The sequence below is a fragment of the Alcanivorax sp. DG881 genome (assembly GCF_000155615.1).
Classification (GTDB): Bacteria; Pseudomonadota; Gammaproteobacteria; order Pseudomonadales; family Alcanivoracaceae; genus Alcanivorax.
Genome location: NZ_DS989915.1, coordinates 323,354 through 341,573, shown reverse-complemented (window position 1 = coordinate 341,573; position 18,220 = coordinate 323,354). Strand labels below are relative to the sequence as shown.

General features: G+C 59.3%; 20 protein-coding genes. 13 read left to right on the top strand and 7 right to left on the bottom strand.

From position 1 onward, the window contains the following. Window positions 1-352: 352 nt before the first annotated feature. The 4 genes from trxB to infA all read left to right on the top strand — a co-directional run bounded on the left by trxB (window position 353) and on the right by infA (window position 3,133). Window positions 353-1,300, top strand: a complete 948-nt coding sequence (gene trxB, locus ADG881_RS01510; RefSeq protein ID WP_007150681.1) for a thioredoxin-disulfide reductase — start codon at window positions 353-355, stop codon at window positions 1,298-1,300. A 19-nt stretch (window positions 1,301-1,319) separates the two neighbouring features. After that, window positions 1,320-2,057, top strand: a complete 738-nt coding sequence (gene aat, locus ADG881_RS01505; protein ID WP_007150785.1) for a leucyl/phenylalanyl-tRNA--protein transferase — start codon at window positions 1,320-1,322, stop codon at window positions 2,055-2,057. Between the two features lie 28 nt (window positions 2,058-2,085). Beyond that, the gene (locus ADG881_RS01500; protein ID WP_007150592.1) at window positions 2,086-2,814 is read left to right on the top strand and encodes an arginyltransferase; all 729 of its coding nucleotides are present in this window, start codon (window positions 2,086-2,088) and stop codon (window positions 2,812-2,814) included. A gap of 100 nt (window positions 2,815-2,914) precedes the next feature. Continuing rightward, entirely contained in the window at window positions 2,915-3,133 is a 219-nt protein-coding gene (infA, locus tag ADG881_RS01495) for a translation initiation factor IF-1 (protein ID WP_007149029.1), read from the top strand. A gap of 138 nt (window positions 3,134-3,271) precedes the next feature. Here infA and clpA read toward each other — a convergent pair whose 3' ends face one another. Further along, window positions 3,272-5,536, bottom strand: coding sequence for an ATP-dependent Clp protease ATP-binding subunit ClpA (gene clpA, locus ADG881_RS01490; RefSeq protein ID WP_007150939.1), 2,265 nt, complete (start codon window positions 5,534-5,536; stop codon window positions 3,272-3,274). A 33-nt stretch (window positions 5,537-5,569) separates the two neighbouring features. Continuing rightward, the gene (clpS, locus tag ADG881_RS01485; protein WP_050760192.1) at window positions 5,570-5,926 is read right to left on the bottom strand and encodes an ATP-dependent Clp protease adapter ClpS; all 357 of its coding nucleotides are present in this window, start codon (window positions 5,924-5,926) and stop codon (window positions 5,570-5,572) included. A gap of 271 nt (window positions 5,927-6,197) precedes the next feature. On the opposite strand from clpS, the gene ADG881_RS01480 reads away from it, so the two are divergent. Next, entirely contained in the window at window positions 6,198-6,452 is a 255-nt protein-coding gene (locus tag ADG881_RS01480) for a cold-shock protein (protein WP_007150688.1), read from the top strand. A gap of 44 nt (window positions 6,453-6,496) precedes the next feature. Here ADG881_RS01480 and icd read toward each other — a convergent pair whose 3' ends face one another. Then, window positions 6,497-7,759, bottom strand: a complete 1,263-nt coding sequence (icd, locus tag ADG881_RS01475) for an NADP-dependent isocitrate dehydrogenase (protein WP_007150355.1) — start codon at window positions 7,757-7,759, stop codon at window positions 6,497-6,499. 313 nt (window positions 7,760-8,072) lie between these two features. Further along, a complete protein-coding gene (locus ADG881_RS01470) occupies window positions 8,073-10,295 on the bottom strand; it encodes an NADP-dependent isocitrate dehydrogenase (protein ID WP_007151637.1) in 2,223 nt (740 codons plus the stop codon). A 209-nt stretch (window positions 10,296-10,504) separates the two neighbouring features. On the opposite strand from ADG881_RS01470, the gene ADG881_RS17305 reads away from it, so the two are divergent. Further along, on the top strand, window positions 10,505-11,128 hold the full coding sequence (locus ADG881_RS17305) for a pseudouridine synthase (RefSeq protein WP_083787441.1): 624 nt from the start codon (window positions 10,505-10,507) through the stop codon (window positions 11,126-11,128). Here the strand turns inward: ADG881_RS17305 and ADG881_RS01460 are convergent. Genes ADG881_RS01460 through moaC form a run of 3 tightly spaced genes read right to left on the bottom strand, consistent with a single transcriptional unit; the run spans window position 11,031 to window position 12,239 of the window. Further along, complete coding sequence (locus ADG881_RS01460; RefSeq protein WP_007150005.1) at window positions 11,031-11,504, bottom strand: molybdenum cofactor biosynthesis protein MoaE; 474 nt, start codon at window positions 11,502-11,504, stop codon at window positions 11,031-11,033. The two genes, ADG881_RS17305 and ADG881_RS01460, sit on opposite strands and share 98 nt — an antisense overlap. Further along, window positions 11,501-11,755: a molybdopterin converting factor subunit 1 gene (gene moaD, locus ADG881_RS01455; RefSeq protein WP_007149551.1), complete on the bottom strand. Its 255-nt coding sequence runs from the start codon at window positions 11,753-11,755 to the stop codon at window positions 11,501-11,503. The genes ADG881_RS01460 and moaD overlap by 4 nt, the downstream gene beginning before the upstream one ends. 1 nt (window position 11,756) lies before the next feature. Then, a complete protein-coding gene (gene moaC, locus ADG881_RS01450) occupies window positions 11,757-12,239 on the bottom strand; it encodes a cyclic pyranopterin monophosphate synthase MoaC (protein WP_007150840.1) in 483 nt (160 codons plus the stop codon). A 131-nt stretch (window positions 12,240-12,370) separates the two neighbouring features. On the opposite strand from moaC, the gene ADG881_RS01445 reads away from it, so the two are divergent. From ADG881_RS01445 to ADG881_RS01415, 7 genes are all read left to right on the top strand, one after another. Further along, window positions 12,371-12,838 carry an NUDIX hydrolase gene (locus ADG881_RS01445; protein ID WP_007149650.1) on the top strand — a complete coding sequence of 156 codons (468 nt, stop codon included), beginning with the start codon at window positions 12,371-12,373 and terminating at the stop codon, window positions 12,836-12,838. A gap of 6 nt (window positions 12,839-12,844) precedes the next feature. Further along, window positions 12,845-13,939: a tRNA 2-thiouridine(34) synthase MnmA gene (gene mnmA / locus ADG881_RS01440; RefSeq protein WP_007150908.1), complete on the top strand. Its 1,095-nt coding sequence runs from the start codon at window positions 12,845-12,847 to the stop codon at window positions 13,937-13,939. Beyond that, a complete protein-coding gene (gene hflD / locus ADG881_RS01435) occupies window positions 13,936-14,574 on the top strand; it encodes a high frequency lysogenization protein HflD (RefSeq protein ID WP_007151485.1) in 639 nt (212 codons plus the stop codon). The genes mnmA and hflD overlap by 4 nt, the downstream gene beginning before the upstream one ends. 138 nt (window positions 14,575-14,712) lie before the next feature. Continuing rightward, the gene (gene purB / locus ADG881_RS01430) at window positions 14,713-16,083 is read left to right on the top strand and encodes an adenylosuccinate lyase (protein WP_007149211.1); all 1,371 of its coding nucleotides are present in this window, start codon (window positions 14,713-14,715) and stop codon (window positions 16,081-16,083) included. Next, a complete protein-coding gene (locus tag ADG881_RS01425; protein WP_007148699.1) occupies window positions 16,083-17,231 on the top strand; it encodes a JmjC domain-containing protein in 1,149 nt (382 codons plus the stop codon). Before purB ends, ADG881_RS01425 begins: the two co-directional genes overlap by 1 nt. Before the next feature lie 10 nt (window positions 17,232-17,241). After that, on the top strand, window positions 17,242-17,667 hold the full coding sequence (locus tag ADG881_RS01420; protein WP_007151381.1) for a GNAT family N-acetyltransferase: 426 nt from the start codon (window positions 17,242-17,244) through the stop codon (window positions 17,665-17,667). Between the two features lie 3 nt (window positions 17,668-17,670). Further along, window positions 17,671-18,168, top strand: coding sequence for a hypothetical protein (locus ADG881_RS01415; RefSeq protein WP_007149616.1), 498 nt, complete (start codon window positions 17,671-17,673; stop codon window positions 18,166-18,168). Window positions 18,169-18,220 lie beyond the last annotated feature (52 nt).

The window sequence follows — 18,220 nt, the reverse complement described above, 5'->3', positions numbered from 1 at the left end:
GCCTTGCCCCTCAATAAAGTCAAACTATTGGATAAAGAATAGCTGATAACGGATTGAAATTATTGCGATTGTAGTCAATCACAGTGAGGGCGGCCAGCTTTGCCCCTCCCGGGGTGCCCGGGCGCACGGCATTATCGCACAAAATAGCCGCAATCTGCGGCTCGCAACCCGGGCAGTCACCTCTTCCTATCGCACTAATAGCCCATGATCAGGCTTCACGACGACCCGGTTTTACGGTAGTTTTCACTGCCTTGAATGTGCAGGCTTTGCCCCCACAGTTAGGCGCGCAAGGACGGACGCGGCACTACGTGCCCACCCACCTGCCCAACCTATGTATTTATTGGAGTAACACATGAGCGACGTGCAGCACCATCGGCTGATTATTCTGGGTTCCGGCCCGGCGGGTTACACTGCGGCCGTCTACGCCGCCCGTGCCAACCTCAAGCCGGTTGTGATCACCGGTATCCAGCCGGGTGGCCAGCTCACCACCACCACGGAAGTGGATAACTGGCCCGGTGATGTGGAAGGCCTGCAGGGTCCGGACCTGATGGTGCGCATGCAGCAGCACGCCGAGCGTTTCGATACGGAAATGGTCTACGACCATATCAACGACGTGGACCTGAGCAGCCGGCCGATCACCCTCAAGGGCGACAATGGCACCTACACCTGCGACGCCCTGATCATCGCCACCGGCGCCACCGCCATGTACTTGGGCCTGGAATCCGAGGAAGCCTTCATGGGCAAGGGCGTGTCTGCCTGCGCGACCTGCGACGGCTTTTTCTACAAGGGCCAGAAGGTAGCGGTTGTCGGCGGCGGCAACACCGCCGTGGAGGAAGCGCTGTACCTGTCTCACATTGCCGAACACGTGACCCTGGTACACCGCCGTGACAGCCTGCGCGCCGAAAAAATCCTGCAGGACAAGCTGCTCGCCAAAGACAATATTTCCGTGGAATGGGATCACACCCTGGAAGAAGTGCTTGGCGACGACAGCGGTGTCACCGGCATGCGCATCAAGTCCACCAAGGGTGATGGCAGCAAGGATCTGGAACTGCAAGGTGTCTTCATTGCCATCGGCCACAAGCCGAACACGGATATCTTTGCCGGCCAGCTGGACATGAAAGATGGCTATATCAAGATCGCCAGCGGCACCGAAGGCAACGCCACCGCCACCAGTGTGGAAGGGGTATTTGCGGCCGGCGACGTGGCGGATCATATCTATCGTCAGGCGGTGACCTCCGCTGGCGCTGGCTGCATGGCCGCGCTGGACGCCGAGCGTTTCCTGGACAACCTGAACGACTGATAGACCGGAGGGCCACCACATGGTGCCATGGCTGGACCCCGGGGACCCCTTCCCCGATACCCGCCTCGCCCTCACCGACCCGGACGGCCTGCTGGCTGCCGGGTCGGATCTCCACCCCCAGACCCTTCTGCGGGCGTATTCCGCCGGCATCTTCCCCTGGTACAACGCAGACACCCAGCCCATCCTCTGGTGGAGCCCGGCACCTCGCTGCGTCATTTGGCTGGACCAGCTGCATGTCAGCCGCAGCCTGGCCCGACATCTCCGCCAGGCGGATTTCTCCGTCACCCTTGATCGCGACTTCGAAACGGTCATGCGCACCTGTGCCGCCCCGCGCCAGGGCGAGCCCGGCACCTGGATCAGTGAGGAGGTGGTGGAAGCCTATTGCCACCTGCACCAACTTGGCTATGCTCACAGCGTGGAAATCTGGCAGAACGGCGAACTGGCTGGTGGCCTGTATGGCATTCAGCTGGGGCAGCTGTTTTTCGGTGAATCCATGGCTTCGCCGCAGCGCAACGGCTCCAAGGTGGCGCTGGTGGCCCTGCGCAACCTGTCCCGGGTGCTGGATATTCGTCTGCTCGATGCCCAGATCGAGAACCCTCACCTCATGTCCATGGGGGCCCAGATGATCGACCGTGACGCCTTTGAAACCTGCCTTGAGGACTGGGTGCCTGCCCAGCCAGCGCCCACCCCCTGGCCAGACCGGTCGTTTGACTGGGTCGCACTGCAGGCCCTGCAAGCCGAACGCGAGCCTTTTTAGCGCCTCAGCCCTGAGCTACACTTGCACCATGACTGACTTGTCCACGCTGCGCTTTTTCCGCACACCCGCCCATAGCTGCAGCTATCTGGAAGACCGCCAGGCCTCCACCCTGTTTGTGGATCCCCAGGCTCAGCTGTCACCGGAGCTCTATAGCGAATTGAGCTTGCTGGGGTTTCGCCGCAGCGGCGATTATCTGTATCGCCCCCACTGCGACAGCTGCAATGCCTGTATCCCGGCCCGGGTGCGAGTGGACGATTTCCGCCCCCGCCGTCGCCACCGCCGCATCCTCAAGAATAACGCCGACCTGGCCGTGAATCGCGAGCCCGCCCGTTTCAGCCGCGAGCTGTACAACCTGTATGCCGCCTACATCAACGACCGTCATGGCGATGGCGACATGTATCCGCCTTCGGAAGAACAGTTCACCAATTTTCTTACCTGTGAATGGGCAGATACCCATTTCTACGGGTTTCGCCAGCAAGGCAAGCTGGTGGCCGTGGCTGTCACCGATCAGCTCGGCGATGGGCTTTCTGCGGTTTATACCTTCTTTGATCCCGCCTTGCCCGAGCGCAGCCTGGGGGTCATGGCGCTGCTATGGCAGATCGAACAGTGCCAGCGGTTACAGCTTCCTTACCTCTATCTGGGCTACTGGATTCGCCAATGCCAGAAAATGAGCTACAAAAGCCAGTACCAGCCCCTGGAAATTCTCGCCAGCGGGAGCTGGAAAGAACAGACCGAACCCAGTGATTCCGGGAGTTAAGCCCTCCTCTCCACCCTTTTTCCAACTTCTTTTGCAGCCAAGGCCCTTTTACGGCACAATTGCGCGTCGCTAATAGCCGGTAACCCAAGGTATTTGTTGGATGGCGAAAGAAGAGCAAATCGAACTCGAAGGTGTCATCGTTGATACCCTGCCCAACACGATGTTTCGTGTGAAGCTGGACAACGGTCATGTAATTACGGCCCATATCTCCGGGAAGATGCGTAAGTTCTATATCCGCATCCTCACAGGGGATCGTGTAAAAGTGGAAATGTCTCCCTATGACCTCACCAAGGGACGCATCACTTTCCGGATGAAATAACCCGGAACGGCTCCGGCCGAATACACCCACAAAAAAACCCGGCATTGCCGGGTTTTTTTGTTGTCTGTGCACTATTGTCTGAACGTAAATGAAAACGGAGCGCCTTTCCGTAAAAGAAAAGCGCCCCGCCACTTCTGTTTACGCGGGCTCCGCTGTGGCCGCTTCCACGGAAAGCACCAGTTCCCCGTCTTTTTCGGTGATATTGACCTGCCCACCGGCACCGGCCAATTCGCCGAACAGCAGCTTCTCTGCCAACGGTTTCTTGATTTTTTCCTGGAGCAAACGCGCCATGGGCCGCGCGCCCATATCCTTGTCGTAACCCTTCTCGGCCAGCCAGGTACGGGCCGCATCGTCCACATTCAGCACCACACCGCGCTCATCAAGCTGCGCCTGCAGCTCCACCAGGAACTTGTCGACCACACCCAGAATCACCTTGCTGGTGAGCGACTGGAACTGGATGGTGCCATCCAGGCGGTTGCGGAATTCCGGCGTGAACACCTTCTTGAGCATTTCCATGCCATCGGTGCTGTTGTCCTGCTCGGTAAAGCCGATAGAACGCTTGTTCAGCACTTCCGCGCCGGCATTGGTGGTCATGATCAGGATCACATTGCGGAAGTCCGCCTTGCGACCGTTATTGTCGGTCAGCGTGGCATTGTCCATCACCTGCAACAGGATATTGAACACTTCCGGGTGCGCCTTCTCGATCTCATCCAGCAACAGCACACAGTGCGGCGTCTTGGTAATGGCTTCGGTAAGCAAGCCGCCCTGATCAAAGCCCACATAACCGGGAGGCGCGCCAATCAAACGGCTCACGGTGTGGCGCTCCATGTACTCGGACATATCGAAACGCACCAGCTCCACACCCAGCGCACGGGCCAGCTGACGGCTCACTTCCGTTTTACCCACCCCGGTGGGGCCGGCAAACATGAAGCTGCCGATGGGCTTGTGCTCGCCCTTGAGGCCCGCACGGGACAGCTTGATCGCCGCCGAAATGGTATCGATGGCCTCATCCTGGCCGAATACGGTCATCTTCAGGTCGCGTTCAAGATTGCGCAGCAACTCCTTGTCAGAGGAAGACACCTGCTTCGGAGGAATGCGGGCGATTTTGGCCACCATGTCCTCAACATCGGCTTCTTCAATGGTGTGCTTGCGCAGGTCTTCCGGGCGCAGGCGCTGCCAGGCACCGACTTCGTCGATCACGTCGATGGCCTTGTCCGGCAGGTAACGGTCGTTAATGTAACGGGCACTCAGCTCTGCAGCGGCTTTCAGCGCTGCATCCGTGTAGCTTACGTCGTGGTGGGCCTCGAAACGGCTTTTCAGCCCCTTGAGAATCCCCACTGTGTCTTCAACCGACGGCTCGACCACATCAATTTTCTGGAAGCGACGTGACAGGGCCCGGTCCTTCTCGAACACGCCCCGGTATTCCTGGAACGTGGTGGACCCCATGCATTTGAGCTCACCGGATGCCAGCAGCGGCTTGAGCAGGTTCGAGGCATCCATTACCCCGCCGGAGGCCGCACCGGCTCCGATGATGGTGTGAATTTCATCGATAAAGAGAATCGAGTTGGGCTCTTTTTTCAGCTCAGCCAGCAGGGATTTCAGGCGTTTCTCGAAATCGCCCCGGTACTTGGTACCGGCCAGCAACGCGCCCAGATCCAGTGAATAGACCACCGCGTCGAGCAAAGGCTCAGGCACCTGCTTTTCCACGATCATCCGCGCCAGCCCTTCGGCAATGGCGGTTTTGCCTACGCCCGGCTCACCCACCAGCAAGGGGTTGTTCTTGCGGCGGCGGCAAAGAATCTGCGCCGCCCGCTCAATTTCAAACGCACGCCCCACCAGCGGGTCGATACGATCCTCGCGGGCCATCTCGTTCAGGTTGGTGGCGTAATTATCCAGCGCGCTGGCCGGGGCGCCCTCCGCGCCCGCCTCCATGTCCTGCTCGGTCTCGATGGACGGCTCTGCATCCTGAATCTGGGAAATGCCGTGGGCAATAAAGTTAACGATATCCAGGCGATGAATGTCCTGACAGTTAAGGAAATAGACTGCCTGGCTCTCCTGCTCGTTGAAGATGGCAACCAGCACATTGGCCCCGGTCACTTCCTTCTTGCCGGAAGACTGCACACTGAACACTGCCCGCTGCAGTACCCGCTGAAAGCCCAGTGTGGGCTGGGTATCGCGCTCCGGATCGGTGTCCGGCAGCAGCGGAGTTGAATCCTCGATAAACTGGGATAACGCATCACGCAATTCATCCAGATCTGCGGCACAGGCACGCAGGACCTCGACGGCCGCCTCGTTATCCAGCAGCGCCAGCAGCAAATGCTCCACGGTCATAAACTCATGACGGTGGCCACGTGCGTGGCGAAACGCCTCGTTAAGCGTCATTTCAAGTTCTTTGCTGAGCATAAGGCTACCTCACTGCATGGGCCCGCAAGGGCATCAGGCCTGTTCCACCTGACACATCAGCGGATGCTGATTCTCCCGGGCGTATTCCACCACTTGCGTGGCTTTTGTTTCGGCGATGTCCTGGGGATACACCCCGCACACCGCCTTTCCTTCAGTGTGAACCGTGAGCATGACGCGAGTGGCCTGCTCCCGGCCCAGATTGAAGAAGTCTTCCAGTATCTCTACCACAAAATCCATCGGCGTGTAGTCGTCATTCAACATCAACACCTTGTACATGGATGGCGGTTTCAGCTTTGGCTTGGCCTCTTCCACAGCCATGTCACCGTGCCGATCCGGGTCTGAGGGGGAATCTGCCGGCCCACCACGTAGTGTGCCTGTTTCGTCAATCATTACCGGATGCCAATTTTGCTGGTGCCAATTCATAAAGCCTCAAAACCGTTGTAACCCTGCTGGCGTCAGCAGGCAATGAAGAAATGATGGGTGGTCGGTGTTTTTTCAATCCCCTGCGGCAAATCAATTCACCGGGATGATTTCACGGGGTTGACACCCTGCTGTGCATGTTTAAAAGTTGCACAATAGACTCGGGACAGAGTTTACCGCAGCAGACCGCCCGAGGATAAAAATAAACATATTCGCCATTGGATAGGCAGAGGGAAGGACCATGGCAACGGGACGAGTAAAGTGGTTTAACAACGCCAAGGGCTACGGTTTTGTACGCCCGGACGAAGGGGGCGAAGACCTGTTCGTCCACTATTCCTACATTCAGATGGACGGCTACAAAAGCCTGAAAGCCGGGCAACCCGTGGAATACGAGGTGCAGCCGGCCAACAAGGGGTTCCACGCCATCAACCTGCGCGCCAACGAAGAAGCCAGTAACGAAGAAGGCGCCGCTGAAGATCAAACGACGCCTTCCTGACCCGCCCTGCCTGCTGGCGGGTCCAATAGATTCAGCCGGGCGCCTCAGGCGCCCATATGCTCAATCACCGCATTACCAAACTCTGAACACGTTAACAGCGTTGCGTCGGGCATCAGTCGCTCGAAGTCGTAGGTCACCGTCTTCGCTGCAATCGCGCCTTCCACGCCGTTGATGATCCGGTCAGCCGCATCGTTCCACCCCATGTGGCGCAGCATCATTTCCGCAGACAGAATCAACGAACCCGGGTTGACCTTGTCCTGGCCGGCGTACTTGGGCGCCGTGCCGTGGGTGGCCTCGAACAGGGACACGGAACCGCCAATGTTGGCCCCCGGCGCAATACCGATCCCCCCTACTTCCGCTGCCAGCGCATCAGAAATGTAGTCACCGTTCAGGTTAAGAGTGGCGATCACGCTGTAATCCGCCGGGCGCATCAGGATCTGCTGCAGGAACGCATCGGCGATCACATCCTTGATGATGATTTCCTTGCCGGTATTGGGGTTTTTCATGGTCATCCAGGGCCCGCCATCCAGCAATTCAGCCCCGAAACGTTCCCCGGCAAGCTGATAGCCCCAATCCTTAAAGGCCCCCTCGGTGTACTTCATGATGTTGCCTTTGTGCACCAGGGTGACCGAATCCTTGTCATTGTCGATGGCGTACTGGATCGCCTTGCGCACCAGCCGCTGTGTTCCTTCGCGGGACACCGGCTTGACGCCGATCCCACAGCCTTCCGGGAAGCGGATCTGGGTCACGCCCATTTCCTCACGCAGGAAACGGATCAGTTTGGTGGCTTCCGGGCTGTCCGCCGCCCACTCAATACCCGCATAGATATCTTCGGAGTTCTCACGGAAGATAATCATGTCAGTGAGCTCAGGATGTACAACGGGGCTGGGAACACCTTCAAAATAGCGCACCGGGCGCATACAGGTGTACAGGTCCAGCTCCTGGCGCAAAGACACGTTCAGGGAGCGAATACCACCGCCCACCGGGGTGGTCAGCGGGCCCTTGATCCCCACGGTGAATTCCCGCAAGGCTTCCAGGGTTTCCTCGGGCAGCCACTCATCAGGCCCGTATACGACCGTGGCTTTTTCCCCGGCGAACACCTCCATCCAGGTAATGCCGCGCTTGGTGCCGTAGGCTTTCTCGATGGCGGCGTTAACCACCTTGATCATCACTGGTGAAATGTCGACACCAATGCCATCCCCTTCGATATAAGGAATAATCGGATGATTGGGGACATTCAGGGACAGGTCCGCATTAACCGTGATTTTGTCACCGTCTGCGGGAACCGTGATCTTTTGGTATCCCATCTATACTTCTCCCTCTGAATAAAAGCGAATTCGGCCTCTGCTCGCGAGTATAGCATCGAGCCAAAGCCGGGGTGGAGCACCGGTTTGGCACTTGAGCCTATCGGTTACGAGGGGCGTAATGTGGCGGAGAATGGAGAATGGAGGATTGAGAATGCCGGGGGGACAGGATCCGTCAGGGGGATCGCGGCAAGGCTTGCCGGACCACCCCTGAAGGACACATCTGCTGCGCCTTGTTGTCCGGGAAACAGCACCTGGCACCACAAGACTCAACAGCTGTACACGTCATCAATCAGGTCAGGCAGAGCCTGCCCTGCTAGAGCTTATCCAGGATACCGTTGAAGGTCGCACTGGGTCGCATGGCGGCCGAAGCCTTGCTGAAATCGGGATTATAGTAACCGCCGATATCAATGGGCGAGCCTTGCACCGCCACCATTTCGTTGACGATTGTCTCTTCGTTTTCCGTCAGCGAAGCGGCAATGGCCGTGAAGGTGTCCTTCAGCTCTGCATCGTCATCCTGCGCGGCAAGAGCCTGGGCCCAGTACATGGCCACATAGAAATGGCTTACCCGGTTATCCGGCTGGCCGACTTTCCGTGACGGTGACTTGTTCTGCTCCAGATACTGCTCATTGGCCCTGTCCAGAGCGGCCGCAATCACCTTGGCCTTATTGTTCCCGTACTTCTCGCCCAGCTCCTGAATGGAAACCGACAACGCCAGGAATTCGCCGAGCGAGTCCCAGCGCAGGTGATTCTCTTCCAGGAATTGCTGCACATGCTTGGGAGCCGAACCGCCAGCACCGGTTTCGTAGAGTCCGCCGCCAGCCATCAAGGGAACGATGGACAGCATCTTGGCGCTGGTGCCGAGTTCCAGAATCGGGAACAGGTCGGTCAGGTAATCACGCAGCACGTTCCCCGTGACGGAGATGGTGTCTTTGCCGCGGATCATGCGCTCCATGGTGTAACGGATCGCCTGAACCGGAGACATGATGCGGATATCAAGGCCTTCGGTATCGTGGTCCTTGAGATATCTGCGAACCTTCCGGATCATCTGTTGATCGTGGGCCCGCTCCTTGTCCAGCCAGAAGATAGCCGGGGTGTTGCTTTGCCGGGCACGAACCACGGCCAACTTCACCCAGTCACGAATCGGCAGGTCTTTTGCCTGGCACATACGCCAGATATCACCCTGCTCCACGTCATGGGTCAGCAGCACCTGGCCATCTTCACGGACGATCCGCATGGTGCCCTTGGCGCTGGCTTCAAATGTCTTATCGTGCGAGCCGTATTCCTCGGCTTTCTGGGCCATCAAGCCCACATTCGGTACCGAGCCACAGGTAACCGGATCAAAGGCGCCATGGGTTTTGCAGAAGTTGATGACTTCCTGGTAAATGGTGGCGTAGGTGCTTTCCGGGATGACCGCCTTGGTATCCTTCAGCTTGCCATCAGCGCCATACATCTTGCCGCCCTGGCGAATCATGGCCGGCATGGAAGCATCAACAATAACGTCGGAAGGTACGTGCAGGTTGGAAATGCCGCGGTCGGAATCGACCATGGCCAGTTCCGGCCGGTGCAGGTAACAGGCGCGGATCGTGGTTTCGATCTCCAGGCGCTGGGATATGGGTAATTCCTCGATCTTCTGGTAGATGTGGCTCAAACCGTTGTTCGGATTCGCGCCAATCTCTTCCAGCACATCGCCATGTTTATCGAACAGTTCCTTGTAGAAACACCTTACCGCATGACCAAACACGATGGGGTGAGACACCTTCATCATGGTGGCTTTTACGTGCAGGGAGAACAGCATGCCAGTGTTCTTGGCATCTTCAATTTGCTTGTCAAAGAACTCGCTGAGTGCATTCTTGCTCATGTACATGGCATCGATGACTTCGCCATCAAGAAGCGGAAGCTCCGGCTTCTTCACCGTTACATTGCCGCTGGAGTCTTCGAACTCGATGCGCACCTTGCAGGCCTGCTCTATCGTCGAGGATGTCTCATGGGAAAAGAAGTCCCCGCCGCGCATGTGCGCAACGTGGGTACGCGAAGCCTGGCTCCACTCCCCCATGCTGTGCGGGTTCTTGCGTGCATAGTTTTTAACCGCGACAGGGGCGCGGCGGTCGGAGTTGCCTTCGCGAAGCACCGGGTTCACCGCAGACCCGAGAATTTTGGTGTACCGGGCCAGAATGTCTTCCTCTTCCTCGCTTTGCGGCTCATCCGGGTATTCCGGCACCGGGTAGCCATGCTCGTTAAGTTCGGCGATGGCCGCTCTGAGCTGGTGGATGGAAGCACTGATATTGGGAAGCTTGATGATGTTCGCTTCCGGATCCTGGGTCAGATCACCCAGTTCGGCCAGGGTGTCATTCACCTTCTGCTGGTCGGTCAGATATTCAGGAAAGCTGGCGAGAATGCGTGTAGCGAGGGAAATATCGCTGCTCTCAACTTCAATGCCAGCGATCGAAGTGAATTTTTCAATGATGGGTAAAAAGGAATAGGTCGCCAGCGCGGGCGCCTCGTCAGTCATGGTGTAAATAATTTTAGGCGTGGTCATAGAATTACAAGGTCCCAATTGTATTGGTAGAGCTTTCCGCCTGATATCAGTCGGCTTTTGGCCGTCAGATCAGCGGGCACCCAACAGGAGTGCTCCCTCCGAATAAAACTGTATTCTGCATAGGCTGGCGAGTATAGCACTGACCGTTTAGCCTTGTTAGGACAAGCGGTAGCAACCGCAGACCAACAACAGTCATCGATACTCACCCCATGGCGCAATTGATCTTACTTAACAAACCGTTTCAGGTCCTCTCCCAGTTCAGCGACGACCAGGGCCGGCGAACCTTGCGCGAGTGCGTGCCAGTGCCTGGCGTATACCCGGCCGGTCGACTGGACTGGGATTCTGAAGGCCTGTTGTTGCTGACCGATGACGGCGCCCTGCAGGCACGTATCAGCGATCCGCGGTTCAAGCTTCCCAAAACCTATCTGGTTCAGGTGGAAGGCAAGCCCGGGGGGCAGGAACTGCAAAAACTACGCCAAGGCATCACCCTGAAGGATGGCCCCACGCGCCCGGCAAAGGTCGAACTGATCGAGCCTCCCGAGTTATGGCCACGCAATCCGCCCGTACGCTCGCGCAAAACCGTACCGGATAGCTGGCTCAAGCTCACCATAGACGAAGGTCGAAATCGACAGGTGCGGCGAATGACCGCAGCCATTGGCCACCCCACCCTGCGACTGGTTCGCTGGCAGATTGGCGACTGGAGCCTTGAGGCTCTCGCCCCCGGAGAATGGCGGGCTATGACGGTTCACGCGCCGAAGCCGCCTGCAGCCAGGCAGCGGCGGCCTCGTCATCGCTCTGGCGGGCCTCGACCCAAATCCAGCGGCCGTCGATAAGCTCCTTCTTCCAGAACGGCGCGCGGGTCTTCAGCAGATCCATGATAAACGCACAGGCCGCAAACGCATCCTGACGATGCGGGGCACTGACGGCCACCTGCACGATGTCATCAGCCACCACCATGGTGCCGATTCTGTGCACTACCCAGGCACCATTGAGGTGCCATTTCTGGCCAGCCTGATCGACAATGGTGCGCAGCACCCCCTCCGTCATGCCCGGGTAATGCTCCAGATGCAGCGCCTCTACCCTGCCCTGCTCATCGCGCACCTGGCCACTGAACTGCACCATGGCGCCGCTGAGGCCTGCGTCGCGAAGCCAGTCGGACGGCTGCGCCGGCACCAACGCCGTGTCCGTGACGGCCACATGAATCTTCATCCGCCGGTCACCGGTGGAAACAGGGCGACCACATCGCCATCACGGACCGCCGCCTGCTCCTGGCTGAGCACCTCATTCACCGCCACCATATAGCGGGGTGTCGCCTCCAGCGCACCGGCCACCGACGCATTGTCGTCGGCCAGCCATGCGACCAGGGCCGCCACGGTATCGACACCATCCGGCGGCGTGACCGTCAGGCTGTCACTACCCACCCGCTCACGCAGAGCAGCAAAGAAACGTATCTCGATCACCTTAATCCTCCCGCCGGAACTGGCCACTGCGGCCACCGGACTTTTCCAGCAGGCACACGGATTCAATCACCATGCCCCGATCCACCGCCTTGCACATATCATAGAGAGTCAGGCTGGCCACCGATGCGGCGGTCAAGGCCTCCATCTCCACGCCAGTGGTGCCTTTGAGCTTGCAGGTTGCCTGCACGCACAGCGCATCTGCTCCTTCCGGCTCGATGGTCACCGTGACACCAGTGAGCAATAGCGGGTGGCACAGGGGGATCAGGTCCCAGGTCTTCTTTGCCGCCTGAATTCCGGCAATCCGGGCAGTGGCGAGTACATCGCCCTTGGGGTGCTCGCCACCCAGTATCATTTCCAGCGTGGCCGGCTGCATGCGCACCCGCGCCTGCGCAGTGGCGGTACGCTGAGTGGTGTCCTTGTCGGTCACATCCACCATCTGGGCCCGGCCGCTGTCATCCAGGTGGGTAAATCGTTGCTCTGTCATGCTCAGAGGTGTCTCCGCTCTGTTGTCTGTGGCGCCGCTGCGCTACCATTCCCGCCTTTCCAGAATTGAATGAAGCATCGCCATTTAAGCCCTCGACGGCAGCCGGTGCTTCCTGTCCGGTAGGATACGCTATGAACAGCTTTGAGCCGCACATTACTGTGGCCTGCGTAGTCGAACAAGACGGCCGCTTCCTGTTTGTCCGAGAAATGAGCAAGGGCGAGGAAGTGCTGAATCAGCCCGCGGGCCATGCGGAATTCGGTGAAAACCTGATGCAGGCGGCCTACCGCGAAACCCTCGAAGAGAGTGCCTGGCAGGTAGAAATTACCGACCTGCTCGGCTGGTATATCTTCCAGCCCCACAAGGGCGCCGGTGTCTATTACCGCACCTGCTTCGTGGCCCGGCCAGTCAGCCACGACCCGAAACAGAAGCTCGACACCGGCATTCTCGAAGCCGAATGGCTGACCCCGGATGAATTCCGCGCCCGTCGGCACCAACACCGCAGCGCCCTGGTGGAAAAATGCCTGGATGATTACCTGTCCGGGCGCCGACTGCCCCTGGACAGCATTTATCAGCACCCCTGGCCTCTGCAGAGAGGATGATTTGTCATGCGTAAGGCCCCCAAAGACACTCGTGTGATCGTCGGCATGTCCGGCGGTGTGGACTCCTCCGTGGCCGCGGCCCGCCTGATCGATGCCGGTTATCAGGTCGAAGGCCTGTTCATGAAGAACTGGAACGAGGACGACGGCACCGACTACTGCACCGCCCGGGAAGATTTGCTCGACGCCATGCAGGTGGCCGGCGTGCTGGGCATTGAGCTGCACACCGCCAACTTTGCCGAGCAGTACTGGGATCGCGTATTCGCCCACTTTCTCGCCGAATACAAGGCCGGGCGCACCCCCAACCCGGACATCCTCTGCAACAAGGAAATCAAGTTCCAGGCGTTCCTCGATCACGCCATTACCCTGGGCGCCGACTACATCGCCACCGGCCATTACTCCCAGGTCAGCCATGGCGACAAAGCGCAGCTGTTACGCGCAGTCGACACCAACAAGGACCAGACCTATTTCCTGCATGCGGTGGACTATCAGAAATTCGATCGCACCCTGTTCCCGCTGGGCGACCTGGAAAAACCGGAAGTACGCCGTATTGCCGAAGAAAAGGGGTTCGACAACCACAAGAAGAAAGACTCCACTGGCATCTGCTTTATCGGTGAGCGCCGCTTCAAGGATTTCCTGGAGCAGTACCTGCCTGCACAGCCCGGCACCATTGAGGATGACCACGGCAACGTCATCGGCAAACAGGACGGGCTTATGTACTACACCCTGGGCCAACGCCAGGGCCTGGGCATCGGTGGCCTGGCCAGTGCCAGCGAAGCCCCGTGGTACGTGGCCGGCAAGGATCTGGACCGCAATGTGCTGATCGCCGTACAAGGCACGGACCACCCGCTGCTCTACAGCCGGGAACTGACCAGCGCGCCCATGCAGTGGGTCGCACTGGAAGCCCCGGCCTTGCCGGCCCGGCTCACCGCCAAGACCCGCTACCGCCAGCCCGACCAGGCCTGCACGGTCAGCGATGCCGGCAACGGTCGGGTGCATGTCATATTTGATCAACCACAACGCGCCGTCACACCCGGACAGTCCGTGGTGTTCTACGATGGCCCGGTCTGCCTGGGCGGCGCCGTCATTGAGGAAACCGCATGAGCGAACGTTTCTCGCCGGAACAACAGCAACTGCTGGCCCTGGCCGCCGTGTTCGAAGCGGCCCAGCTGGCCGACGATGTGGCCCAGCGTGGAGACTGTGACCCAAAAGCCTTCGAAGCGCTGATTGCCGGCGTCATGGCGCTGGATGCCGAGGATTTCGACAGCATCTACGCCCAACCCGACCAGCTCCGCGAAGGCGTCAGCCTGCTTAACCGCAGCCTGAACAAGGATTCCCGTGGCGCCAACCTGCGCCCGCTCAACTACGGCCTGGCCCTGCTCCACCTGGCCGGCAAGCTGCGCAAGAATGAGGACACCGTAAGCATTCTGCGCAACCGCCTGCTGGCCCTGAGCGGCCAGCAGGCGCACTTTCACAAATTCTCCGATGACGCGTTTTGCCATCGCATTGCCGGCATCTATGTGGATACCCTGGGCACCTTTCGATTCCGCATCCAGGTCAAGGGCGACCCAGCCCATCTGCAGGACGACGACAAGGCCGCCCGCATCCGCGCCCTGTTCCTGGCCGGGGTGCGCGCTGCCTTCCTTTGGCACCAGCTGGGCGGGCGTCGCTGGCACCTCCTGTTCCATCGCAAACGCCTTCTCTCACTTATTGATTCCATTGATATCAATAATTTATAAGCGATTGTTAAAGTTACAAATAGCTTAACTTTCAGCGGCCACCAGCAGCGGCGCAGTTTGCGGAATTTTGCTGTATGATTGCGCCGCCTTTGGAATGTACGTGTACGTACCTACTTGGACGATATTCGGGAGCCTGACATGTCCAGCCTTACCTCTTTGACTGCCATTTCACCGGTAGACGGTCGTTACGCCAGCAAAGTCGATGCACTGCGAAACACCACCAGTGAATACGGCCTGATCCGCTTCCGCGTCCATGTGGAAGTCAGCTGGCTGGAACAGCTGGCCCACGACAAGAACATCCCGGAAGTCCCCTTGATGAGTGGTCAAGCCGCCTGGAACCTGCGCGGCGTCACCCGTGATTTCGAAGTCCAGCATGCCGAGCGCATCAAGGCCATCGAAGCCACCACCAACCACGACGTAAAAGCCGTGGAATATTTCATCAAGGAACAGATGGCTGAACACGACGAACTGGCCAACATGAGCGAGTTCGTCCATTTCGCCTGCACCAGCGAAGACATCAACAACCTGTCCTACTCGCTGATGCTCAAGGAAGCCCGTGAACTCCTGCTGCCAAAGATGGACCAGGTGATCAGCGCGATCCGCAAGCAGGCCCACGCCCAGGCCGACCAGCCCATGCTGTCGCGCACCCATGGCCAGTCCGCCTCCCCCACCACCGTGGGCAAGGAAATGGCCAACGTGGTCGCTCGCCTGCAACGCCAGCGCGACCAGTTCGCCGCGGTGGAACTGCTCGGCAAGATCAACGGCGCCGTGGGTAACTACAACGCCCACCTCTCCGCCTACCCGGATGTGGACTGGGAAGCCTTTGCACGCCGTTTCGTGGAAGGTCTGGGGCTCACCTTTAACCCCTTCACCACCCAGATCGAACCCCACGACTGCATCGCCGAGTACTTCCACGCCCTGATGCGCTTCAACACCATCCTGCTGGACTTTGACCGTGACGTCTGGGGCTACATCTCCCTGGGTTACTTCAAGCAGCGCACCGTGGAAGGCGAAGTGGGCTCCTCCACCATGCCGCACAAGGTCAACCCCATCGACTTCGAGAACTCCGAAGGCAACCTGGGTCTGGCCAACGCCATCATGGACCACCTGGCCGCCAAGCTGCCCATGTCCCGCTGGCAGCGCGACCTCACTGACTCCACCGTGCTGCGTAACGTGGGCGTCGGCCTGGCGCACAGCCTGATTGCCTTTGAAGCCAGCCTGAAAGGCATCAGCAAGCTGGAAGTGAACCCGGCCCGCCTGGACGAAGACCTGGAGGCCGCCTGGGAAGTGCTGGCCGAACCCATCCAGACCGTCATGCGCCGCTATGGTATCGAGAAGCCCTACGAGAAGCTCAAGGCGCTGACCCGCGGCAAGGACGGCATCAATCAGGACACCCTGACCGCCTTCATCAATGATCTGGCGATCCCCGATGAAGCCAAGGAAATCCTGCTGGCCATGACCCCGGCCACCTATGTGGGCAATGCCGCCCAGCAAGCCCGCAGCATCTGATGCCCTCAGCGCCCCAGCTGCCTGCCTTGACGCTGCCGCGCTTCATTCTCCCCATGAAGCCGGCAGCGTTTTTGCGTGAGCATTGGCAGAAAAAGGCCCTGTTCATGCCCGGTGCCGCCCGTGGGCTGGACCAGCCTGACGCCAACACCCTGGCCGGACTGGCACTGGAAGAGTCTGTGGAAGCACGCATCATTACCGGTGCCGACAACGGCCCCTGGTCGGTGCTGCAAAGCCCCCTCTCTGACGATGTCTTTGAAACCCTGGGCGAGGAGAACTGGACGCTACTGGTCCAGTCCGTGGATCACTTCCTCACTGAAACCTCGCTGCTGCTGGACGATTTCGCCTTCCTGCCCAACTGGCGGGTGGAAGACATCATGATCAGCTATGCCGCCAAAGGTGGCAGTGTCGGCCCACACTTCGATCGGTATGACGTCTTTCTGATTCAGGCCGCCGGCCACCGCCGCTGGCAGATTGGCGACGTGTGCGACGAGAGCACGCCCCGCCAGCCCACCGATGAGCTGAAACTTCTGGCCGACATGCCCGTGCGCGAAGAGTTCGTCGCCGCCCCCGGCGACGTGCTCTACCTGCCCCCCGGCGTGGCCCACCACGGCGTTGCCGAAGACAGCGACTGCATTACCTGGTCGGTGGGCTTTCGCGCCCCGGACTACCAGATGCTGATGGCCGAAATTGCCGGCGAATGCCTGGCCGAGTCCGACAGCCAGCTGTTCACCGATCCGGACCGGGATGTCACCTCCGACCCCACCGTACTGGCCGATGCAGACCGTCAACAACTGATTCGCGGCGCCCTGGACCTGCTCCAGCCTGACGCCATCGAACGCGCAGTTTATCGCTGGCTATCCACCCCCCGGCTGGATGGCCTTGAATTTGCGATAGATGATCACCATATTCGCGAACGCGATGACAAAGTGGCCCTGGTTCGCCACGGCAGTGTGCGCCTGCTCATGCAGGGCAAACTGGCCTGGCTCAACGGAGACAGCCACACGCTAACAGAACAACAACGCCCGCTGGTGCAGCTATTGGCCAGCAAAAGACGCTACCAAGAAAGCGAGCTGGACGCCGTGATGACGCCCGCCGCAAGAGAATTGCTCCATGAATGGATTGAACAGGGCTACTTCGCCCAACTGTAACGAGACCCCTATGGCTATCAGCATTATCGAAACCCGTTGGGACGAACACGAAGCCGCCCTGCGTGGTCTCCGCCAGAACGTTTTTATCAACGAACAACACGTGCCGGAAGAGCTGGAATGGGATGGTGAAGACAGCGCCGCCATTCACTTTCTCGCACTGGACGCCGAACAGCAGCCGGTGGGCTGTATTCGCCTGCTGCCCACCGGCCAGATCAGCCGCCTGTGTGTGCTTTCCGAACAGCGCAATAATGGTGTCGGCAGCTCGCTGCTGGTCGCGGCAGAAGAGACGGCCCGGGCCAACCGCATGGAAGAAATCTTCCTGCACGCCCAGACCCACGCCACCAGCTTCTATGAAGCCGCTGGTTTCTCCGTGTCCGGCGGCATTTTCATGGATGCCAACATCCCCCACCGGCAGATGTTCAAGCCGCTGATCTAGCCCATGTACCTGGTCATTGGCGACGACGACACCCTGCACCACCCGGACTATCAAGACGCCAGCCACGCGCTGGCATCGCTGATCGGCGCCAGCCGCCGCAGCCTCTGGCTGAGGGTTCCCGCACTTGATGCCCTAACGGGAAGTGCCGAGGTCTGCAGCGCCGTCAAGGCGCTGTCCCTGAGCAGCGCCCGGGTGGATATCCGCATTTTGTTTGATAGTGCGGACAATGCTGTACGCAACGGCCACCGGCTGGTTCACCTGTCCCGCCGCCTGCCTTCACGGATCTTTCTGCGCCAGACCCAGCATGACGATAACGACCCCCAGCTGTGCTTCGCCATCGGCGATGGCACCGGCTTGTTTGAAGCCAGCGGCTGGCCGCGCCCCGGACGACTGGACCTGTGCGGACACCGGCTGCCGCGTGCGCCGCGGCTGGGCAAACAGTTTCAGGAACATTGGGAACGGGCCGGCGGATCACCGGAGCTGCGTGAGCTTAGGCTTTGAAGGCGGGCACAAAATCGGACGCCTTGCGATGAATGAACAGCTTGGGGGTCGG